Source organism: Thalassomonas sp. RHCl1 (genome assembly GCF_947387555.1).
Lineage (GTDB): Bacteria > Pseudomonadota > Gammaproteobacteria > Enterobacterales > Alteromonadaceae > Thalassomonas.
On record NZ_CANDNZ010000004.1, the window covers coordinates 46,704 to 67,506 of the forward strand.

Genomic DNA, 20,803 nt, shown 5'->3' on the forward strand with positions numbered 1-20,803 from the left:
GCACAAAAGATGATGGGCTTTAACATTACCACATTGATTGCTAATGAAGTTAGTGACCCAAATGAATAATGCGACTTTATCTTTAGGAATAATACTTGGCTGTACGATAATATCATGGATACTTTTCATTCTTTTTGGACAGCTAACAGTTAAAAAGTTAAGAAAAAATCCAGAGGCAAAACATGAATTAGGCATGGAGCTTGTCAGTGGCTGGGACATTATCAATGTTGCCCAATCTCTTGCTTTACCTATCACACTGATTAGAAAGTTTAAAAAAACACAAATGTCTTTCTTTTACTCCGATGCTGATTTGCTCATTAAACATACCAGCAAATTCGATCGCATTTTAGCTAAAGTGTTTTATTGGACGTTTACGATAACAGGCATACTCATCTTAACTTGGGTTTGTTTAGTGACAACAGGTCTACTGAAATAACTCAGCTTAATGAAACAACTTTCATACATCAGGAACCGATAATGAGCACCTTTTCAAAGTTACTAGCTTTTGACGCCATTTTTATGTTTTTGGCTTGTATCTTATATGTTCTCTTCAGACAAATAACGGTAAGAAAGCTAAGAAAAAACCCCAAGACTAAAGATGCCTTAGGTATAGAGTATGCCAGTGGCTGGGATATTATTAATGTCGCACAGGCACTGGCTATGCCCCGGAGTTGGAGCCGAAAATTAGAAAAAAGCCCGCTTTCATACCTTTATGCAAATTCAGATTTATTATTTGAAAATACAACTAAGTTTGATCAAGTGCTTGCCGCTGTTTTTTACTGGCTATTGACCATCTCAGGACTTTCGGCAGCATTATTACTGCTATTAAATGCTCTGGGATTATTGGACTAAAACCAAAAGACGGTAGTGCTGTTACGATTCCACATAATTTTTTTACTGATAATCTCGCGCTCTTTGCCCTATCCGCTTATTGTCATCTATGTCACTAAGTTACTGCTTAGTTGTTGTAAAACCTTTATAATTGCCGCTTAATGCTCCGTAAACCATCATTGATAAGGCCAGAACATGAATACCAAAATATACAAAAGAGTACTGTCACTCACAGGTGACTTAATGACGGCTGCCCAAGAACAAAATCAAAAAAGATTTGATGGTTATTATTCAGAGTTAAAAAAACTGTGTGAAGAAAATGAAAATACAGATAAAGACCATCCGGTACAGTGGGAAACGTTAGCTGATTTTACCGATGACTTAGCATTAGCGATCACCATTTATGAACAAGCTTTAGTTAAGGCTGAAGCGATTAACTCTAAAGATTTTTGTTCATCCATTGGCTTTTCCATCGCCTCTTTGAAAGTCGAACTGGGGGATAAAACCGGAGCGATTGCGCATTTAGAAAAAGCTAAAATCAGTTGCAATAAAATTATTGATAAAGAATTAAAAGCGGAGATTCATAACTTATTGGAAGAGTTAAAGAGTTCATAGCAAAACGGTCCCAGATTCAACGCAATTAAAGACCTGAAGTTTTGGTGACTGCAGCGAAGTAAGTGGTTACCTGTTGGAGTTGTCCCCTCATGAAGGTTATGACCGCAGCTATTCTTTTATCGCGAACTTTATCAAAGATCACCTGTGCTTCCACGCAAGCCATCTGAACAACCCATTTTGTCGGAGCTGGTATCACTTTGGTAGTAGTTTTAACCGGCGCTGCAAAAGGGCAAAATACCTTGTATTCTGCCCTTTTGGGTTTTAGTTCATGATCAAATTTACTCTGTTGTTTTACTGCACTGAATTACTGTGAGTAATTTCAACCTTGCCTAATTGTGGATGCCAAAAACTACCGCCTGAAGTATTCAGTGGAAAAGTAATTTTCAGGTAACGGGCATTTTGCGCGATACCGCTGGCGCTATAAGTGACAGTTTCCCAATTACCAGCATTCACGCTTGCGTTATTTACCGTGGCATTATAAGTGCTGTAATTAATACCATCACTTGATAACGCTATGGTGAAATCACCGGCATTTTCGGTGCGCCAGAAATGGCTGGTCAAAGTAAAACCTGTGATACTGGCCTGCGTGTCATACACCAGGTATTCACTGGTGTTTGAGCTGCGTTTGATCCGGCTTACATCATTATCAAAATAGTGCGGGTTGCTGGCATCCAGTGCCAGGTTAGCCGAATGATTATTGATTAAATTAAAATTAGCTAACGGATCCGTCAAAGTGGTAAGCACTTCACCACCGTCATACATTTCCACATTAGAGTAGCCGCTGGCACCCGAGCTATTTTTCGCCTTAACGCGATAATAATAGTTGGTATTGGCGGAGGTACTGTTGTCTGAAAACAACTTAGGAACCGTAACATTGTTATGGCTGACACCGGTCCAGTCGACAACATTTTGCACCATCATATCAGCGGCGGCGGTACTGCCGTCGACAATATTGCTACCAACCACTTGCCAGCTGGCACTGTTCTCCGGTGTCCGGGTGCGTTCAATATCATAATGGCTGGCATTCACCACCCCCTGCCAGCGAATATCGCCAACATTGGTGACAGGTAATAAAGTTGGCGCATAGGCCGGGGCTGAAATAGCGGGCTGTGCCAGCCCCTGAATTTCATAAGACTTTTGCCACACCAGATTGACCATATTAATTTCGTCATAAGCGTTATTTTCACTGAAACCCGGCCAGTGATAGGCGCGTATGCCTTTCCATTCATCATGATCGAGGAAGCCGCCATAGGCATCATGCTGTCTCAGGCTCCAAACCATAGCCCCCAATGCATTTTCAGCGATAACTTTATCCAGGGTGTCCCGTACCTGATCCGTACTTTCAAGGCCAAATTCACCGATAAAAAATGGCTTACGTCCAGCTACCCAGTTAAAGTCGCGATAGAAACGCTCGGTAAATTCGCCGCCGTAATAATGATTAGAAATAAGATCAACATTGGGATCAACAATGGCGGCTTCGGAAATATTGACATCTTTACCATCTAATACCAGATGATTGCTGTCGATGCTTTTAATATAGGCGGCCATTTCTGTGGTCCAGGCATCGGTGGTGTCTCTTAACTCGTTGCCGGTTTCCCAGGCAAAAATGGCCGGATCATCCTTATAAGGAATACCTGAAATGGTATTTACCCGGTTCAGCACATAAGAGACAATAGTTTTATAATCCTGCTTCGCCTGGGCACTGTTCCACCAGTCAGCTGCGCTGATGCCGCGCATTTTTGCCAGATCCTGATAGCCGCCCCAATGAGACCAGTTATCAATAAAAGGCAAGATAATACGCACACCATGCTGGTTGGCATAATTGAGCATGCGATCCATAGATACAAACAAGTCTTCGTCAAACACCAGCTCGCCGTTACCATCAATATTAATATGTACCTTAGTACGCTCTGGCCGCTGATCATTGAATATAGACAATACATAGGTGCGGGTAACTTTGGCCCCCATGGCGGCTATGGTTTTTATGGCATCTTCTTGTTCAAACGGGTCTATTACCCCCCAGTAGGGCGATTCCTGCACATGTAATTCAGGCACATTAAAAGAAACAAACTTAAATAAATCAGCGCCGTCATAAATGTTATTGCCGTCACGGGTAATGTAATAATCAAAGCTGGTTTTAGCACTATATTGGGCCGGCACTGCTTTTGGCGCCGAGCCTCCTGATACCGGCCCCCCTTTTGCTATGTTGTCGCAGCTATTGCCCGGATTACTGACATATTTCAAAACCAGGTTACCAATTTGCGGATGCCAGGAACTGGCATCATCCGAGGTTAGCGGATAAACCACTTTAATAAAATCGTAGCCCGGTGTTATATTCGCCAAAGAATAATCTACTTTTTCCCAGCTACCGCTACCAACACCATATTTAGTGTTATTAACATTTAGCGGCTGGTAATTCACACCGTCTTTTGACAGGTAAAACTCAATATCAAGCACGGTATTGTCGCTGCGCCAAAAATGGCTGGTGAGGGTGAATTCGCTGATATCCCCGTCAACCTTATAAATCATATATTCCTGATTTTTCAAAAAGCGCCATAACCTGGCGTCATCACCACCAAAATTGCCGGTATTGGTGACATCCCGCAGCAAACCACCTGAGCCATGGTACATCTTGTTGTAGGTTTCCATGCCATCGGTGAGGGTTAAGGTAGCACCGGGGGCAGAAGCACAAGGGTCTACTGTGCCGTCGTCATAGTCGATGCTGACATTACTGATCTGCGGGTTCCAGGCATTGCCACCGGCAAGTACGGGAAAAACCACCTTTACATACTTAATGCCGCTCTGAGCAATGCTGGCCGACAAATCAACCTGTTCCCAGTTGCCGGCGCCAACCCCCTGCAATGCTTTGCTAACGGTAAGGTTATTGTAGGAAACCCCGTCGGACGAACCTTGTAAAATAAAGTCCCCGGTATTGGCTTCGGTGCGCCAAAAGTGAGCGGTAATTGCCACCTGGGAAATATCCCCCGACAGCGCATAAACAACATATACTGCACTATTGGTATTGCGTTTTATCCGGCCAGTATCATTGCCAAAATAACCGGCATTGCTGCTATCAATAGACAGATTACCGGATGACTGCGACAGCTTAGTTAGATTGTCTAAGCTGTCGCTAAAATTGACCGTTTTCGCATGTATCGGGCTGGTATGTAAAAGACCGGCAAGCAGTGCGCTTAGCGCGACACATCTGCCTGAACTAGCCACACCTGGTTTCTTTTTTAGGCCTGTTATTGTGGTAGGGTTAATTTTGCACTTGTTATAATCGTTATATTTCATTGGTTAACCTTATTATTTTTTAGCCTGCTCCTGAACAGGGCAGACTAAAGGGAGGTTTTGTTTAATCCGGCGATAAGCTCAATAAGCTGTAAGGCCTTTATAAACGGTACTTTTATAGTTGTTATTCCTTCCTTTACCTCGACCAGCCATTAAACAGAAAAATAAACGCTCTTTAACAGCAAGTCTTAGCAGTTACTTTCGTAACGATTAAAATGTAACCGGTTACCACACAAAAAGCAACCGGTTACATATTCTAGAAAAAGTGAAATAAATCCTGAATAAAACAATATTGCCGGGGTCTGTTATCTTTGGGAGAGATTAGGGTTTTAAGCGGTTTTGCATAGAACCCATGTTCAACAGAGAAGTGCGCCACCTATCATTTATTTCAGTTAATTTTGAGGTGTTTTCTGGGACAAAAATAAGAAATAAAAAAATAGTTTTGACAAGATTATAAGTTCACACCTAATATATCCGTAACTGGTTACGGAGTTTTGAAAATGAAATCATATAGCGAATTAGGTCATGTAGCATTAGGTACTGCATTGAGACATTTAGCAGCAGAAGTATCTAAAGATGCAGAAAAAACTTATGAAAAGTTCAATTTTGAAATTGACCCTAAATGGTTCCCTGTTTTTTATGTTTTGGCGTCTAAAGGTGCCGAGTCAGTTGTGAATATCGCAAGAGAAATTAAACACTCGCACGTATCCGTAAGTAAAATTGTTAAGGAAATGAAAGCTTCGGATTTAATTGAAAGTTATAAATCTTCTGAAGACTCTCGCGTCACTCTGGTCAAGCTAAATAAGCGGGCACAAGATATGATCCCTGCAATGCAGCAGCAGTGTGACGCTGTTGATTTAGCAATGAAACGACTAACACAAGAGACAGGCGTTAACTTATGGGAAGCATTAACCGTAACTCACAGGCATTTGAAGTACCACCCGATAAGTTCGAGAGTTGACGATGAAAGTGGTGATAATAATATCCGAATTGTTGATTATGCACCTATCTATCAAAATGCTTTTAAAGCATTAAATGTCGAGTGGATAAGCCAATTCTGGCAGTTGGAAAAGCCTGACTTCGATGCATTAGACAATCCCGAAGATTATATATTAAATCAGTCAGGAGCCATTCTCATCGCACTGGATAATAGCACTCCTGTCGGCTGTTGCGCGTTAATAAAAATGGATAATCACAATTATGAACTTGCCAAAATGGCAGTATCACCAAAAGCTCAAGGAAAAGGCATTGGTTTACTTTTAGGGCAAAAAATTATTGAAAGAGCCGGTTTATTAGGCGCTAAACGCCTTTATTTGGAAAGTAATAGCGTCTTAGCCCCAGCAATCAATCTATATACTAAATTAGGCTTTAAGCACATTAAAGGTGCAATATCGCCATATGAACGGTGTAACGTGCAAATGGAACTGCATTTAAGCGATGTGCAACCTCGGCAGGGGAAATAAGATGAAATTGAACAATTCAAGTCTTCATTATTACATCATGAAACATATAGTTAACCTTGGCTATGCGCCAAAAATTCATGATATATCACAGTATTTCGATACCTCAAAAACTGAAGTCATTAAAGCGCTAAAGGCACTACAAGATTATCACGGTGTAGTTTTACACCCGAACTCTTCAGAAATTTGGGTGATGCATCCTTTTTCCACAGCCCCGACAAATTTTTGGATTGAATCTAACACTGGAAGTTGGTGGGGAAACTGTGCCTGGTGTTCACTTGGTGCTGCCGCCCTGCTGAAGCAGAATTTAACAATAACGACAACTTTGGGGGGAGAGTCCAGACAAATTACGATTGAAATTAAAGACGGACAAATCAGGAACAAAAACCTATTTATTCACTTCCCTATACCTATGATTAATGCTTGGGACAATGTGACTTTCACCTGTAGTACCATGCTAATGTTTGAAACATCAAATGATATTGATGATTGGTGTAAACGTCATGCAATACCAAAAGGTGATATCCAGCCAATAGATAAAATCTGGGAGTTTTCTAAAGTTTGGTACGGAAACCATTTGAACCCAAACTGGGTTAAATGGAGTGTCGATGAAGCTAAAGATATCTTTCAGCGATTTGAGCTTAGCCACTCAATATGGAATATGCCCGCAAATGCCGGCAGGTTTTAGGTGAGACATAACAGCGTTTCCTGTTAACCTGGCTGATCAACTTTTTGTGTTAATGACTGGCACACTCCGTATGTATTCCTTCCACATACGGCTTTTTATTATGTTGTTCATATATTAACAACCATTGTAATGAATAAAAAAACCAAGCGTGGACACCCGAACCTTGGTACTAAAAATGGTCGTCATCGGTATCATTCAGTTTTGGCTGTCTCGCATTAATTCTACGTATTGTTTTTTATCTTATTTTTCATTTAAAAGCGGGTGAGTTTTTAACCTGGCTCAGGCCATACTCACGACAAACTCACCCGCCCTATTTTGTGCAAACCTTATTTCACCTTACTGTTTACGCTTGAGAACTTTCCAGCCATCATGCAGCCGGTTTATTTTCTCCCGATAACCTATGGCCTGGTATTTAAGCCAAAAATTGACATGCCTGATACCTTCACTGGTATCTGGTGTGATGCACTCAGGCTCTTGTGCAACCGCAGCGAACGCATCAAAGAGAAAGGCGCATTCCTGACTGAATTGACCAAAGTCATCACAAAGATCAAGCAGATCACGCGACCACTGCTCCATGGTGACTTCCTGCTCAAGGGGAGCATCCTGTGAAGCATCTGTTGAGGTGGAAGGTGAGGTAGAGTGTGATTCAGACATGATACCGGCCCCTCTTCAGTGTTAACTGCACACAAATATTGTCACCGTTACTGGTATTGGTGACATTAGCGGCATGAGTTGTTGGCGGATATTGAGGGGTTGGTATATTTTCTGTTAAAGAAACTTTAACCGAGTGAAACTCTGGCATATCATTAGGGTTAGCCATGATGGATACCTCTAGTATCTGTTGTGGTTAGCTGCCGCTGAGTGGTGAGACACTCAGGGGTAGCGCTTAATTGTTACTCCGACGCTTGCCGGTTAACAATTGCTCTTTATTAACCCTTCACGGGTAATGAAAAACACCTCCTCTGGTTGTTGAGAAATCATAATTTAACCCTTTAAGGTATAGTACAAAACACTATATAAATCCACAGTGTTTGAGGTGTTTTGGGCGGGAGTATTGGGGAAATAACTGACGACATCCTTATTTAAAAATCAGCCTTATAAACAACAAGTTAACCATGAATAATTATATACAGGTAAAGTGAGATCAGGTTGATACTTGGCTTTAAACTGTCCTTTATTGCTAAGACTCAGCACATGGTTGTAATAGCATGGCTGGTTAGTGCGCAAACCGGTCATTATCTGTTTGATGAGTAGTAATACATTTACGAATGTTCCATCGTTCATGGTGATAGCGACTTAATACGCATCTAAACTTTTTAGGAGTGAAAAAAGGATTAGTTCCCGATTGGATTTGTACAAATACTGACAATTACCCTCTTTGAAAGTAGATAATTGACTGGAATTTAGCTGTTCTATGCCTATATTAAAATGAAACCAATGATTGCCCCAAATTTATACTGAGAATTAATCCTTTGAAATAGCGGTTATGTGTATTCGAGAAGTGATGGACACATTGAGTTATGGGTAGAGAGTAGCTATGAATTCAAAATTTACTAAATGGATTATATTCAGTGTGCTGCTGGCACTTATTCCTCTTATATCAAACTACGCAATACAGTTGACGTTTGATTTTAGCCCAACTATCACAAGTATATTGCAAAAAGGTGAACTATCTTTAATTACTGTAGCTTTGTGTGCAACCGCTATAGGAGAACTTGTTGCATCTGGAAATCAAAATATAATAGAGAAATTAGTGTTTTCAGGATTATGCATACTCATACTAATATTTTCTGCTATTTATTTCACGGCAATATCGATGGGAGAATATTTTGTTCTAGTAATAGATGGGAGGAATACTCAGCTCATCTCTTTTGAGGCAAATCATATTCGTAACATATCCTTGTTTATTTATTGTTGTGCGTTAGTTAGTAGTGGTGCTTGTATCCGCCTGTCAGGTGAACAGAGAAATGTATTTTCTTGATTATATAGTAGTAATTGGCTGTACCATCGCAGCATTTTCAACCATAGTGGGCGTAGCGTATGTCAGATATAGGGCATATCGCCTAGAACGCAACTCTAACTTTGTTAATACTAAGTTCTTGGATGAGGCAATGTCTCAAACAGAAAGTTTCATAGCTAAAGAAAATCCTGAGATAAGCCCAGAAAATATTCCTGATACAAAAAAAACTCATAAAGTAGTTGATGAGACCAAGGACTCTATTTCCGAACAGCCTTTAAAAGCAATTACTTCGCTAGATAATACTTCTACCAATATTGGAAATGTGTTGACAGTAATCCGAACTATAAGTGAGCAAACTAATTTACTTGCATTGAACGCAGCTATAGAGGCTGCTCGCGCTGGTGAGAATGGCGCTGGCTTTGCCGTTGTTGCTGATGAAATAAGAGTGTTAGCGCAACGAACCCAGGATTCAACCAAAGAAATAGAGTCTTTTGTTGCTTTGTTACAAGTAGAAACCGAAGAGGCCTCGTTAGCGCTGAAAGAAACTACTAGTAATACTAAGAATACAGAAAAACAAATAATAAGCGCATCCGAATCACTTGAAAAAATTGCCAGTGCTATAACTACGATTTCAGAAATTAACTCCCAAATTGCAAGTGCTGCTGAACAGCAGTCTATAGTTTCTGATGATATCAACACCGCTGCACTTAGCATAGAAGAACAGACAGAGAATACGACAAAGCTTGCAAACAAAGTTAATAGCTATTTGTCTATCTTATATAATAAGCTAGGAAATATAGCCAGAGAGTAAATAAATACACAATCAGGTGGATAGATCTACGGGTGCTTAACAAACGTATCAATACAAAGACTAATCCGAATACGCAAAATGTGAAAAAATTTCATGTCCGTTTTGTGGCATTAGCTGACCTAAGCGTTTAACCACTTAGGCCAGAACTTCATTTTAAAACACCTATATCAAGCGTTATAGTTTTACCCAAACATTAGCAATGCCTGGCTCTTCACCTTGGGTCCACCAACCTGCCTGGTAATTGGCATTGTTATGGGAAACCTTATCACCACCGTTGTAGGTAAGATCGGAACGCCACGGACTGATCTGGCCGTCATCAGGCACTACCTCTTCCCATGGACCACCAAGGTCTGGTCTGTCTCCCTGAGTCCACCATTTGGCCCGATACTCTATACCTTCATACATTACCGTATTACCGGCAACATAAGTTTCGGAGGCTAACCAGGTAGTGTTGCCACTGTTTTTGTTTTTCACGCTAAGGATAAAGCTACGGCTGCTGGTCAGTTGACCGTCAGAGACATCAACACTCACCGAAAATTCGGTATCGACATCCACCTCCCCCACAGACAAGCTGACATTCGCCCCACTGCCGGTAATGCTTATGCCAACTGGCAGATTCCATTGATAGCTCAAAGTATCTCCCTGGGCATCTGTAGCTGTCACGCTAATATCTACTGAGCTGTTTTCATCTATGCTGACATCGGCAATCGGACTAACTTCAGGCGCGGTATTTCCGCCGGTATCAACCACTACAGTCACCACGGTATCACGACTAACGGCGGCTGTTCCGTCTGAAACCACAGCACTGATCACATAATCCGTGGTTTGCGCTGGGGTTGGCGCGGTTAAAGTCAGGGTATCGGTATTTTGTCCCGTGGCATTAAACACTGGGTCTACCTGCCATTGATAGGTTAACGGGTCATTGTCTGCGTCGGTCGCTGTTACCCCAATGGTTAAGGTTTCACCTGCGTTAACGGTAAAATTAGTCGGCAGATTCACTACCGGTTTATTGTTTATCGGATCGGTACCGCCTCCCGCCAGTCCTTCGTGCATAGCATTAAGAATATCGCCATTATCGGCATCGATTTCCCAGCCGAATAAACCAGCAAAGTTATGCTGCCTGACATATTGGCCTTTTACTTTTACCGAGCGCGGATTGTCATAGGTGATAAGTTTGCCTGAGGTGCGGTTCCAAACATAGGCTGCTTCTGCCTTCTCATCATAACCCACTTCAAAACCGTTGATGCCGGTGCCGCTGGCACCTATCATATTGGCCTTAACGCCTTTATAGTCAATAACACCCGCTTCCCATACACCCTCGGCATTAGAGCCGGTTAACTTACCATTGCCCGGGGCGGTCATAGGATTATCCATATCGGTGGCATTTGCCGGAAGTACCCCTTCCCAACCGCGACCGTACATGGCGGTGCCGAGCACAATTTTACTTGGCGAGACATTTTGCGCCAGCAATAACTGGGCGGCATGATCCATGGTATAAGCCGGACCTTTTCTCGGCTCGCCGTTATCGTCCAATCCGGTGCCGTCACATTCATCGGTGCTTAAATGCGAGCCGCAATAAACGCCGGTTTGATGGCCGGTAACATTATTCCAGCCGCCGTAAAAGTCATAGGTCATGGCGAAGATGTAGTCCATATACTGGGACGCCGCGGCATAATCGACATCTTCAATCTTGTCATAACCCGAACCGATAGCCGAGGTCAGCTCATAGCTGCGTCCGCTTTCCAGTTCAAGTTCATCAAGCATGGCTCTGAGTTCCTGCATTAACGCCACATAAGCCGCACCGTCTGTAGCCGGGTTGCCCAGGTTGGGATTCGCGCCGTCACCGCCGGGGAATTCCCAGTCGATATCCACACCGTCATAAAACTTCCAGGTTTTTAAGAATTGCTTCATCGAGGCAACAAAGGTGTCGCGGTTGGCTTTTTCGGTAAAACCGTAAAAGGGATCCGACAAGGTCCAGCCGCCTACCGAAGGCAATATTTTTAAGTCGGGATTGCGCTGTTTTAACGCCATCAGCTGGGCATAGGTGCCTCGGATGGGATCGTTATTGTCTATGCCCGGCAATGCTTTTTGCACCGCCGCCCAGGGGTCGTGGATCACTACTTCATAATCCTGTGAGTCGCCACAAGCGGTTTGCAGTGCCCGCCAGCTGTTGCCGTTTTCCACTTCTTTTAACGACTCGTTCGGCCCGCAAATCGGGATAAAGCCGTATAACAAGTGGGTGAGGTTATCCACCGGAATATTGGTGACGTCAAAGTCGCGACCATAAATGCCCCATTCGACAAAGTAGGCACCGATAACGGTATTGGCTTGTTTCGGATAAGTTTTATTATTGGGGTCAATATCCATCACCAGGGGCGCTAAATGGCCACCGTCGGTATCGGCAATCACAATATCTTTACCAGCGCTGCGGGCACAGTCGCTGCCCTCACATAAAGCCATGGTCAGGGTATGGCGGCCCGAGTCCTTATAGGGAAATTCAATGGTGCCGCTTTTAGTGCCGGCAGGCAAACTGCCTTCGTTTACCAAAACATCATCAAAATAAACCTTGTAACCGTCTCCGCCGGAGCCGCTCCAGGCATTCCATTTAATTTTAATATCCACCTGCTCTTTCGCTGTTACCAGCTGCTTATAAGAGCCGGTGCCGTCAAGTACCACTTCAACAAAAGAGTAGTTTTGCGGCTGCCAGTCAAGGCTGGGGGTTGATGGCGCAGCTACTGCCTGTGCGCCGCTAATGACAGAAATTACTGCCCCTATTTTTACCCCGCTTTTTACCTGAGTAAAGGCCATACCTACTGCTGTGCTCAGCTTGTTTTTAATCACTCGTCCTTCTTTCATAGCTTCCTCTTTTTTTATCCTGACCGACACTATGCCCGCCTTATGGTTATTTATTGTTTATGTTTATTGATAATGATGATTTAACGTTTTTCCCAAACATCTGCCTGCCCGGGGATTTCATTGAGGGTCCACCATTTCGCCCGGTAAACTTGTCCCTGATAACGAACTAAATCGTCGCCGACATATACCTGCTCGGCGCTCCACTGGGGAATATCCGGTTCAAGGGTGTTATTGACCTTAAGGTTAAAACTTTCACTGGCGCTAAGTTCACCGTCAGAAACCGTCACAGCAAGGCTGAAATCTGTGGTTTGTTCCACTTCGGGTAAGGTAATAGTGATGCTGGCACCATCAGCTACGAAGCTCAGCGGCGCAGGCACTTGCCAGCTATAACTGAGCTGGCTTTGCTGTGCATCTGTGGCAATAGCCGTTACCTGTAGCGAAGTGTTTTCATCGGCTTGTCTATCCGGCAGGTTTTCGATAACCGGCGGGGTATTTACCGGTGTCGCTGCCAGGCTCAGGGTAAAGCTGTAGTTGCTATCAGTGACCCACACCTGGTTCGATAACGGGTTATTGGCATCAAAGGTAATATTGCCCGTACTGTCTTTTACCCCAATTTGCAATACTTGGGGAAAGCCTGTCGCCAGCTCGGCGGCAAAGGTTTGCTGCCATTGGTTAACATTGGCCTGGGTGACAGCGAAGGTGCGGTTAATCAGCTCCTGGCCAGTGGCATCAAACAACCGGGCCCGGGCAGATTCACCCACAGTCCCTTCCTGCCCCTGACGGACAAAATAACCTATCGGCTGCCAGCTCACCGGAGTGGAATCACGTTTGATGTCGATATCCGAGCAGTTATAAAAACCTTCTCCAGCCACGTCATAACGCTGCCAGCGGGTGTAAAGCACGGCGCGTCCCGAGCGCTCGGCAGGAATATTTATCGCCATCTCGTAATAGCTGCTGCCGTCGCTGTCCTTGATTACTTCGATATCGTCGTATTCCTGCACCTTTTCTAAATCGGCCCAGGTGATCTCCTGGCTCTCAACCGGAAAATCTTGCCGGGTCAGGTAAAATTGCCAGAAACTCGGGTTATGCGGGGTAGTCGCCCGAAACCTGAATGGGATATTATTCTGCTCATCCGGCACCACCTCTGTGACTTGCCAGTGGCTCGATGGCAGGTTCATGCCGCCTTTTTCTTCGCTGCCGGCGGAGCACAAGAGCCCGTCGGGTACATGGGCCTCCACTTCGGCCTGGTTTTGATAATCGGTAATATTGACGGCAAACTCATGCTCCTGGACGAACTGTACGTACCCTGTGGCCAGGTAAGCGGCGCGACATGCCAGGTTGGGAATGTTTTCTCCCGTTTCCGGCCACCAGTAACCGCCCTGCGCCTGACAAATTGCCTGGCGCGCTTTCGGGCTGTCAACATAGCCGTGACCATATACAAATAAAGGGGTTTGCAAGACCAGCAGGCCCAAGCCTAAAACAACCCCTTTGCTCAGTGCTTTTTGCGTTAAGGTGTTATTGTTCATTTTGCTTTCCTTGAATTTAGCCCGGCCGAACCCAGACCTTCCCGGCTTTTACCGTAAGAAGGTCATTATTTCAGGAGTAAAAAGGCCGGGAGTTTTGGGCAGAAATAACGCTGCTTTATCAACTTTTTCCGAATAAAAGCTTTTGCGTTATCTCTGCCGTATGCCGGTTATAGACTACACACTAAGTCCCAATCGGCACCGCCGGGCACACTATTGGTCCACCACTTAGCCTGATAAACAGCATTGTCATGCACGACCATGTCACCGCCTGCGGCATGATCCCCCTGAGGCCAGTTGGGATACACAGGGATAACATCCGTGTTCAGGTCGCCACAGGTATTGCCGCCTGAGCCGTCGGTGGCTTCCGGCAAGTTGGGATATTCAGACTTGAAGGCGTAGCTTTTACCGTTTTTAGCTATGGTGAAGTTCACCGGACCGCTTACGGGCATGTAATACATCACCTGGGCATCTACCGTCTGACCGGGAGCAAAGGCTTCATCTACCCCACCCCACTCATTGGTTAAGGTGATGGCGAAACGGTGGAATTCATTGTCAAAACCGCCAATATTATTACCCGCCGCATTAGAGCCGTTGCTAACCACCTCCAGCTTTAACTTCTTGGTGGCATTCCAGTTGGATTTAAAAATCGCCGAGGTCGACACCGGCACATCAAACGAGATAGTGGCCCCGGTAAAATCGATTTGCGAGTTATTGGTAAAGCTAAAGGTCGGGCTGATGGGATAGTTGTCATCACCGAGCGGGAAGTCTTTGACACCAAAACTGATATCCACCATCTCTGCCGGTACGGCAAAGTCAGGGTTGCCCATTTGTGTGCCGTATGCCGTGCCGCTGAGCTTGAACTTATCAAAAGCCAGACTGGTCATGGTTGAGCCCATAAAGTATTCGCCCTTGGCGCTATCGAAAGCAAAATCTCCCGCCAGCTCCCAAAACATGATGCCGCCCAGTTCGTTGTTGATGATATAGTCGAGCTTGGTCGCCATCGACGCTTCATCTTCACTGGATAAAAATACGCTTTTTTCTGCATTCCATAACCAGGGGGCCACGGCAACCGCATCATAATGGCGGACATAACTGCCGCTAAACCTGTCGTCGGGATCGGTATCCGGCGTCAAACCATAAGCGGTTAAATAACTCGGGGTAATGCCGTTTTCCAGGTTTTTCAGGTGCCACAGCGGGTTACTGCCGGCGGGTACTTCACGGTCGTTTTCAATATCGTGCCAGAGGTTGTCGATACCGATAGCGCCGTTGCCGCAGAAGTTTTTATCCCCTTTGCCGGTACCGTCCGGGCAATTGGCTTGATCCGGGAATTTCGCCTGGCCCCACAGGCCCTGGCTGCCACCGATAACGTCCTTAAAGCCCCGGCTGTAATACGGCACACCGATATTGATGCGCCCCGCGCTCAAGCCGCCGCGGAAATAACGCACCGCCCAGTCGGTATTGAGATAACCTATGCCTTCAAATTCCTTGGTGGTATAAACATCCCAGGCCTTAAGCTCTGAGTCTTCCCCGGTATCAAACAAGGCGGCGTTGTGGCCGACATGGGAGTTCCAGGCGCCGTGTAAGTCATACGACATGATATTGACATAATCGAGGTACTTCACCGTCTGGAAGGTTTCCATGCCGCGCAGCAGGTAACCGGATGACGGCGAGGCGATGGTGAGCATATAATGCTTGCCTGATGCCTGTCCGGCAATATCCAACGCCTCGCGCAGGCTTTTCATCAACACCTGGTAAGATTGGTTTAATCCCGCCCGCCGGGCATTGGAGATGGCAAAGTCTCCCGGATGACCGGCATCATCCATAGAGGTGGGATATTCATAATCGATATCAACCCCGTCAAAGCCATATTGCTGGATAAAGTCGACGACACTGGCAGTAAAAGTATCTATGCCTGTCTGGTTAACACTGCCATCGGCATTGGTGGTCATGGTATAAAAACCGCCGCTGGCCACCCGGCCATTTTCACCGATATAACCGCCGGTTTCCGCCCAGCCGCCGACTGAGATTAACGTTTTCACGCCCGGATACTGTTTTTTGTATTTATTGAGCAGGTTGAAATGCCCCTTATAGGCAAAACTGGGATCCATTTCTGCGCCGACCACACCCGGCCATTGCATGCCGGTGGCGGGGTTACTGGCGGCACTGACATCACCGACAGAAATCTTATCATTGACATCAACATGGGCGAAGGCGTAGTTAATATGGGTAATTTTATCCCAGGGAATGTCGTTAACCAGGTAGGCGGGCTGATCATTGGCGCCGTTACGCCAGCTGGTGAAGTAACCGATGACCCGTCTTGGATGATCCGCGCCCATTTCTTCCCGGCCGTCAACGTCGTAAATACTGCAATAGGGGGTATTCACCCCCGGCGTCTGGTACAAGCCTGCCGGTTTACAGTCATCACGGCCATTACCGGGATCCCCGCCCTCTTGTACGTTAAGGGTGATCACCTCACTCTGGCCGCGGGCATTTTTATCGTCCCTGGCCTCAAGTACAAACTCAACCGAACCTGCCCGACTTGCCTGCCAGGTATAACTGGCATCCGCGCCGGTGTTGCTAAACACGGAAACGCCGTTTTCAAACAGCTCCAACGCCGTTAACTGCCCGTCGCTATCCGCCCCCGATAAGGCAAACACCACAGAATCGCCAACCTTCACTGGCGATGGCGCAGATAAAATCACTATCGACGCCGTCGGCGGCTGGTTATCCGGGCCGCCATCGGTCACCGTGATATTCACCGGGCTGGCATCGGCCTTGGCCCCTTTATCATCGACCACTACTGCCGTTAACACATGCTGCCCGGCCAGGGCCGTCCAGTTTACCTGGTAGGGTGAAACTGTGTCCGTGGCCAGCAAGCTTTCCCCCAGATAAAAATCAACGCTGGCCACCTGCCCGTCGGCATCTTTGGCATCGACCCCAATGACAACGCTGTCATTTTTAGTAAAAGAAGCATTGTTTGCCGGGGAAATCCAAGTCACCGTAGGGGGAATGTTATCCGGAGTGCCGGTTGAACAATCACCGAGTTTTTTCCACTCATCCCAGGGGCCGGAATTATCAACGGGATTTGACTGGGCCCACCACTTGGCTTCAAACGCTTGTTCACTTGCCTGAACCTGGTTACCTGCCAGATAGGCTTGTCCAGCCTGCCAGGGACTAAGTGCGCTGCAGTCGACCTCGGCGGCCTGCGCCGGCAGCCCTGCTATTGCCAGGGAAATCAGCCCTAACGCGGCCGATTTGTGTTTAATTTTTTGTATATCCATATAACCTCTCCGTGTTTTTATTTTGATAATCATGCTTATCTTGTTGTTATTTTGACCTCGATTTAAAGGTAAAATAAAACCTACCACAGTTTTTCTACTTTTCAATCACCCCACCCCAAACGGGCAAACGAAGCCAAAACACAAAAGAAATTCAGTTTTTTCATCGTCAGCTCAGGGGAAATGCCCGCCGGACAACAATAAAACAAGTGTTTAAAAAAACAGCAAACCCTAGCTTCATAAAAAGGTAAAAAAACTATGCTATATAAAATATCTTAATGGATAACAAAAAGATAACACAGATACAACCAAAAAGAATATCATATTCAAAATAGTTATGGTAACGATGTCTTTTATTTTCCTGCCTACCCTTTCATCAAGACAATTTTAAGCCAAATAGATATTTTCAAGCCAATTTAACCAGACCAATATGCCAAACTTGAAATAAACTTTCAGCCAGAATTGGCTTACGGCTCTGGCGATTCATTTTCATCTGAGTATAATCCCCGAAAACAACAGGACTTAAAGCACAGTAAACAGCATGATGTTAGATATCTATGCCGGTAAAACAGCACTCCAAGTGATCAGGGACGAGGGCTTTAAGCCGGATTTGTTCAACACCTTTCTCGGCGCCAGCGGCGGCCCGAAATGGTTTACCTTATTTGGTCTGGACAAATACCTCTTTGGCGAGTTTTTCAAAGACAGAAACACTGAGCTTAACCTGGTAGGCTCCTCTGCCGGGGCTTTTCGAGCCGCCTGCTTTGCCCAAAAAGATCCCGTGGCCGCCATCACCCGCATGGCCACCTCTTATGCCGAAACCGTGTATTCATCAAAAGCCACCCGCGGAGAAATTACCGAAAAAGCCATCGGCCTGCTCGACTATATGCTCGGCGAAAACGGCATTGACGAGATCCTGCAAAACCCGGTGTTTAAAGCCCATTTTCTGGTAAACAAAAGCCAGGGCCTTGCCGCCAGCGAAAATAAGCTGGCCCTGACCCTGGGGCTGGCGAAAAGCTTTATGCTCAATAAAATCGACCGCAAGTTGTTACGCCGCCAGTACCAGCGCTTCGTTTTTAAAGCGCCGTCAAGCCGGCTGGCGATAGAAGATTATTGCGGCTTTGATACCCGTTATATCGATTTAACCCGGGAGAACCTCAAAGAGTCTTTGCTGGCATCCGGCTCGATTCCCCTGGTCATGGAAGGCATCAAAGATATTCCCGATGCCCCCAAAGGCATGTACCGGGACGGCGGTATAGTCGATTATCATTTTGATATTAAAATAAAAAGTAAAAGTGTCCTCCCGGGTAAAGACCAACAAGGCTTGATCCTCTACCCGCATTTTAATGCTAACCCTAAGGCAGGCTGGTTCGATAAAAACCTGAAACGCAGCATCTCCGCGGACAATTATGACAATACCGTGATGTTGGTGCCTTCCGATAAATTTGTCGCCTCCCTGCCCCATGGCAAAATCCCCGACCGCACCGATTTTACTTCTATGGCGCCGGATAAAAGGATTCATTACTGGAAAACCGTGCTCACTGCCACCGAGCAACTGGCCCAGGCGCTGGATCAGCAGATAAACCAGTTGGAAAAAGCCAAAATAAAACCAATAATCTAATAAAGTTCAGCGCCGACAGCCTGGCATGTCAGCCAAAAATCAGTAAAGCGAGTTAGTCTCATGAGCAAAAAGTTAAACCCGTTAACGGCCGAAGAAACCCGGGTGATCATCAATAAAGGTACCGAGCGACCTTTTAGCGGCAAGTATGACGATTTTTTTGAAGCCGGATATTATACCTGCAAACAGTGCGATGCCCCCCTGTACCGCTCTGACAGCAAATTTGCCTCCCACTGCGGCTGGCCCAGTTTCGACGATGAAATTCCCGGGGCAATCAAGCGGGAAACAGACAGCGACGGCAGGCGCACAGAAATCTTATGCGCCAACTGCGACGGCCATCTCGGCCATGTGTTTACCGGCGAACGCCTGACAGAAAAAAACGTCAGGCACTGTGTTAATTCCATCTCCATGAACTTTGTCAGCAGCGACGAGCAATAATGCCAGCCCGCCACTGAGGTTATCAGGTATCCGACTCCGAGTGCAGCACCAGGCGGTTGCCTTCGCTGTCGAGAATAATGGCGCGAAAGCCATAAGGGCCTATGCCATGGATATCGGTGATCACTTTGCCGCCATGAACGCTCACCTGGCTCACGGCATCACGCAACCGGCCGTCAACATTAAGATAAAGCATAATGCCCGCCTTGGCGCTGATCTCATCCTCATTGGGTACCAGGCAGCCGCCGTTGCCTTCGCTATGCTCCAGCACCGCAAAGGTCATGCCTTCTTCTTCCATAATGTCTACCTTAACCGCCAAAACTTTACTGTAAAAGCTTGATGCCCGGATCAGATCTGCCACAGGAATATCAAACCACACCGCCCGGTTATGCCGGGTATTAAAATCACTCACCGCTTTCTCCTTTATCATATTATCGACAGCTCAGAACCACTTAGGGCTAACTCGAAGGCCTGAAACTCGAAACCCCGTAATAAGCCGCCACTATCGAGGCCAAAAACCCCACCACCCAAATCAAAATACTGTCCACTGCTTTCACGCTGGCTAAAATACCGTTGCAGGTTTTTGCCATCACACATTCGCTCATGCCGTCGTATATAGCACCAAAACCGAGAAAAATCACGATACCGATAATGGTCAGCAAGGCAAGATAGGCCATTTTTCGCCGGTTGGTAAAACGGGTTACAGCATAGTCGAATAACCATTGACGAATTTCGGGGTCGATATCTTTATCTTTAGCGATTTCCCTTAAACTGGTCAGGGGGTTTTGCGAAGACTCCGGGGGAATGTTATTTCTCAGTGTCGGCAGTGAGAATCCTTTGCTTGATGGGGATTGGCCGCTTGCTTGCTGTGCACCACTGGCTGACTGCCGTGTCTTGTTTTCGCTTTCCTGGGCATTATTCGCCATAATATTTTCTTAGCCTCTGCTGTCTATTAATACTTTCCATACCTTATTATCTATACAAGTAACTGGACTAACTGCAAGGGATTCTTGATAAATTTATGATAATTTCTTTTTAGGCGGCAGGTAAACCCAGGTAAGCGCAACCAGCAGGGCAAAGAGTGAATAGGCAAGGATAAAGACCCACTCCGGAGCCCGGTAATAAAGCAGATATTCCAGCCAATGGCCGATAAAGCTGCCGCTGTATTGCTTATCCCCTGCCTGGCCCCTGAGCCACATTTCCAGGGTGGTTACCGGACATATCACCCCGAGCCAGGACTGGAGCATCACAACAAAAATACAAAACAGATGGACCAGGCGGAAACGGTAGTTGCGCACCCATAACCAGCCCCGGTATCCGCCAAACAGGGTGAGCAGCAAAGCCCCGACAACAAAGCCCACAAACAAGAAATGAAACAGTAAAACGGCATCCGCCAGATAATGATATAGCTGCGTCATAATGCTCCTTACTCACCGG

At 45.8% G+C, this 20,803-nt stretch carries 17 protein-coding genes and 2 pseudogenes; 10 read left to right on the forward strand and 9 right to left on the reverse strand.

Going from position 1 to position 20,803, the window contains the following annotated elements:
• Window positions 1-43: 43 nt before the first annotated feature.
• The 4 genes and pseudogenes from QL234_RS13085 to QL234_RS13100 form a co-directional block, all read left to right on the forward strand.
• A complete protein-coding gene (locus tag QL234_RS13085) occupies window positions 44-436 on the forward strand; it encodes a hypothetical protein (RefSeq protein ID WP_281558280.1) in 393 nt (130 codons plus the stop codon).
• Between the two features lie 41 nt (window positions 437-477).
• Complete coding sequence (locus QL234_RS13090; protein WP_281558281.1) at window positions 478-852, forward strand: hypothetical protein; 375 nt, start codon at window positions 478-480, stop codon at window positions 850-852.
• 174 nt (window positions 853-1,026) lie between these two features.
• Window positions 1,027-1,446 carry a tetratricopeptide repeat protein gene (locus QL234_RS13095; RefSeq protein WP_281558282.1) on the forward strand — a complete coding sequence of 140 codons (420 nt, stop codon included), beginning with the start codon at window positions 1,027-1,029 and terminating at the stop codon, window positions 1,444-1,446.
• A 52-nt stretch (window positions 1,447-1,498) separates the two neighbouring features.
• Window positions 1,499-1,615: pseudogene (locus tag QL234_RS13100) on the forward strand (S-formylglutathione hydrolase); the annotation flags it as partial.
• 122 nt (window positions 1,616-1,737) lie between these two features.
• On the opposite strand, the gene QL234_RS13105 reads toward QL234_RS13100, so the two are convergent.
• Window positions 1,738-4,668 (reverse strand): hypothetical protein, encoded by a 2,931-nt coding sequence (locus QL234_RS13105; RefSeq protein ID WP_281558283.1) that lies wholly within the window; start codon window positions 4,666-4,668, stop codon window positions 1,738-1,740.
• A 569-nt stretch (window positions 4,669-5,237) separates the two neighbouring features.
• On the opposite strand from QL234_RS13105, the gene QL234_RS13110 reads away from it, so the two are divergent.
• Together QL234_RS13110 and QL234_RS13115 are read left to right on the forward strand one after the other, a co-directional pair.
• Window positions 5,238-6,200 carry a bifunctional helix-turn-helix transcriptional regulator/GNAT family N-acetyltransferase gene (locus QL234_RS13110; RefSeq protein WP_281558284.1) on the forward strand — a complete coding sequence of 321 codons (963 nt, stop codon included), beginning with the start codon at window positions 5,238-5,240 and terminating at the stop codon, window positions 6,198-6,200.
• Window position 6,201: 1 nt separating this feature from the next.
• The gene (locus QL234_RS13115; protein WP_281558285.1) at window positions 6,202-6,885 is read left to right on the forward strand and encodes an alkylmercury lyase family protein; all 684 of its coding nucleotides are present in this window, start codon (window positions 6,202-6,204) and stop codon (window positions 6,883-6,885) included.
• A gap of 336 nt (window positions 6,886-7,221) precedes the next feature.
• Here the strand turns inward: QL234_RS13115 and QL234_RS13120 are convergent, their stop codons facing one another.
• Window positions 7,222-7,539, reverse strand: coding sequence for a hypothetical protein (locus tag QL234_RS13120; RefSeq protein ID WP_281558286.1), 318 nt, complete (start codon window positions 7,537-7,539; stop codon window positions 7,222-7,224).
• Window positions 7,532-7,705, reverse strand: a complete 174-nt coding sequence (locus QL234_RS13125) for a hypothetical protein (RefSeq protein ID WP_281558287.1) — start codon at window positions 7,703-7,705, stop codon at window positions 7,532-7,534. The genes QL234_RS13120 and QL234_RS13125 overlap by 8 nt, the downstream gene beginning before the upstream one ends.
• Before the next feature lie 717 nt (window positions 7,706-8,422).
• On the opposite strand from QL234_RS13125, the gene QL234_RS13130 reads away from it, so the two are divergent.
• Entirely contained in the window at window positions 8,423-8,866 is a 444-nt protein-coding gene (locus QL234_RS13130) for a hypothetical protein (RefSeq protein ID WP_281558288.1), read from the forward strand.
• Between the two features lie 130 nt (window positions 8,867-8,996).
• Complete coding sequence (locus QL234_RS13135; RefSeq protein ID WP_281558289.1) at window positions 8,997-9,656, forward strand: methyl-accepting chemotaxis protein; 660 nt, start codon at window positions 8,997-8,999, stop codon at window positions 9,654-9,656.
• 174 nt (window positions 9,657-9,830) lie between these two features.
• Here QL234_RS13135 and QL234_RS13140 read toward each other — a convergent pair whose 3' ends face one another.
• The 3 genes from QL234_RS13140 to QL234_RS13150 all read right to left on the reverse strand — a co-directional run bounded on the left by QL234_RS13140 (window position 9,831) and on the right by QL234_RS13150 (window position 17,319).
• Window positions 9,831-12,464, reverse strand: coding sequence for a glycosyl hydrolase family 18 protein (locus QL234_RS13140; RefSeq protein WP_281558624.1), 2,634 nt, complete (start codon window positions 12,462-12,464; stop codon window positions 9,831-9,833).
• A 128-nt stretch (window positions 12,465-12,592) separates the two neighbouring features.
• Entirely contained in the window at window positions 12,593-14,038 is a 1,446-nt protein-coding gene (locus tag QL234_RS13145; protein ID WP_281558290.1) for a lytic polysaccharide monooxygenase, read from the reverse strand.
• Window positions 14,039-14,205: 167 nt separating this feature from the next.
• Complete coding sequence (locus QL234_RS13150) at window positions 14,206-17,319, reverse strand: glycosyl hydrolase family 18 protein (RefSeq protein ID WP_281558291.1); 3,114 nt, start codon at window positions 17,317-17,319, stop codon at window positions 14,206-14,208.
• Between the two features lie 541 nt (window positions 17,320-17,860).
• Between QL234_RS13150 and QL234_RS13155 the strand changes: the two genes are divergently transcribed.
• Window positions 17,861-18,934 (forward strand): patatin-like phospholipase family protein, encoded by a 1,074-nt coding sequence (locus QL234_RS13155; protein ID WP_281558625.1) that lies wholly within the window; start codon window positions 17,861-17,863, stop codon window positions 18,932-18,934.
• Between the two features lie 60 nt (window positions 18,935-18,994).
• Window positions 18,995-19,363, forward strand: a pseudogene (locus QL234_RS13160) (methionine-R-sulfoxide reductase); the annotation flags it as partial.
• Window positions 19,364-19,391: 28 nt separating this feature from the next.
• Here QL234_RS13160 and QL234_RS13165 read toward each other — a convergent pair.
• The 3 genes from QL234_RS13165 to QL234_RS13175 all read right to left on the reverse strand — a co-directional run bounded on the left by QL234_RS13165 (window position 19,392) and on the right by QL234_RS13175 (window position 20,784).
• Window positions 19,392-19,778 (reverse strand): VOC family protein, encoded by a 387-nt coding sequence (locus QL234_RS13165; RefSeq protein WP_281558292.1) that lies wholly within the window; start codon window positions 19,776-19,778, stop codon window positions 19,392-19,394.
• 46 nt (window positions 19,779-19,824) lie between these two features.
• Window positions 19,825-20,292: a hypothetical protein gene (locus tag QL234_RS13170; RefSeq protein ID WP_281558293.1), complete on the reverse strand. Its 468-nt coding sequence runs from the start codon at window positions 20,290-20,292 to the stop codon at window positions 19,825-19,827.
• A 93-nt stretch (window positions 20,293-20,385) separates the two neighbouring features.
• A complete protein-coding gene (locus QL234_RS13175) occupies window positions 20,386-20,784 on the reverse strand; it encodes a DUF2784 domain-containing protein (protein ID WP_281558294.1) in 399 nt (132 codons plus the stop codon).
• Window positions 20,785-20,803: the final 19 nt, after the last annotated feature.

What these genes read in the sequence shown, in the direction of transcription:
- QL234_RS13110 (WP_281558284.1), top strand. Translation starts at nt 5,238, where the DNA reads ATGAAATCATATAGCGAATTAGGTCATGTAGCATTAGGTACTGCATTG.
- QL234_RS13145 (WP_281558290.1), bottom strand. Translation starts at nt 14,038, where the DNA reads ATGAACAATAACACCTTAACGCAAAAAGCACTGAGCAAAGGGGTTGTT.
- QL234_RS13095 (WP_281558282.1), top strand. Translation starts at nt 1,027, where the DNA reads ATGAATACCAAAATATACAAAAGAGTACTGTCACTCACAGGTGACTTA.
- QL234_RS13135 (WP_281558289.1), top strand. Translation starts at nt 8,997, where the DNA reads ATGTCTCAAACAGAAAGTTTCATAGCTAAAGAAAATCCTGAGATAAGC.
- QL234_RS13140 (WP_281558624.1), bottom strand. Translation starts at nt 12,464, where the DNA reads ATGGCCTTTACTCAGGTAAAAAGCGGGGTAAAAATAGGGGCAGTAATT.
- QL234_RS13120 (WP_281558286.1), bottom strand. Translation starts at nt 7,539, where the DNA reads ATGTCTGAATCACACTCTACCTCACCTTCCACCTCAACAGATGCTTCA.
- QL234_RS13090 (WP_281558281.1), top strand. Translation starts at nt 478, where the DNA reads ATGAGCACCTTTTCAAAGTTACTAGCTTTTGACGCCATTTTTATGTTT.
- QL234_RS13170 (WP_281558293.1), bottom strand. Translation starts at nt 20,292, where the DNA reads ATGGCGAATAATGCCCAGGAAAGCGAAAACAAGACACGGCAGTCAGCC.
- QL234_RS13085 (WP_281558280.1), top strand. Translation starts at nt 44, where the DNA reads ATGAAGTTAGTGACCCAAATGAATAATGCGACTTTATCTTTAGGAATA.
- QL234_RS13115 (WP_281558285.1), top strand. Translation starts at nt 6,202, where the DNA reads ATGAAATTGAACAATTCAAGTCTTCATTATTACATCATGAAACATATA.
- QL234_RS13155 (WP_281558625.1), top strand. Translation starts at nt 17,861, where the DNA reads ATGTTAGATATCTATGCCGGTAAAACAGCACTCCAAGTGATCAGGGAC.
- QL234_RS13150 (WP_281558291.1), bottom strand. Translation starts at nt 17,319, where the DNA reads ATGGATATACAAAAAATTAAACACAAATCGGCCGCGTTAGGGCTGATT.
- QL234_RS13175 (WP_281558294.1), bottom strand. Translation starts at nt 20,784, where the DNA reads ATGACGCAGCTATATCATTATCTGGCGGATGCCGTTTTACTGTTTCAT.
- QL234_RS13125 (WP_281558287.1), bottom strand. Translation starts at nt 7,705, where the DNA reads ATGGCTAACCCTAATGATATGCCAGAGTTTCACTCGGTTAAAGTTTCT.
- QL234_RS13130 (WP_281558288.1), top strand. Translation starts at nt 8,423, where the DNA reads ATGAATTCAAAATTTACTAAATGGATTATATTCAGTGTGCTGCTGGCA.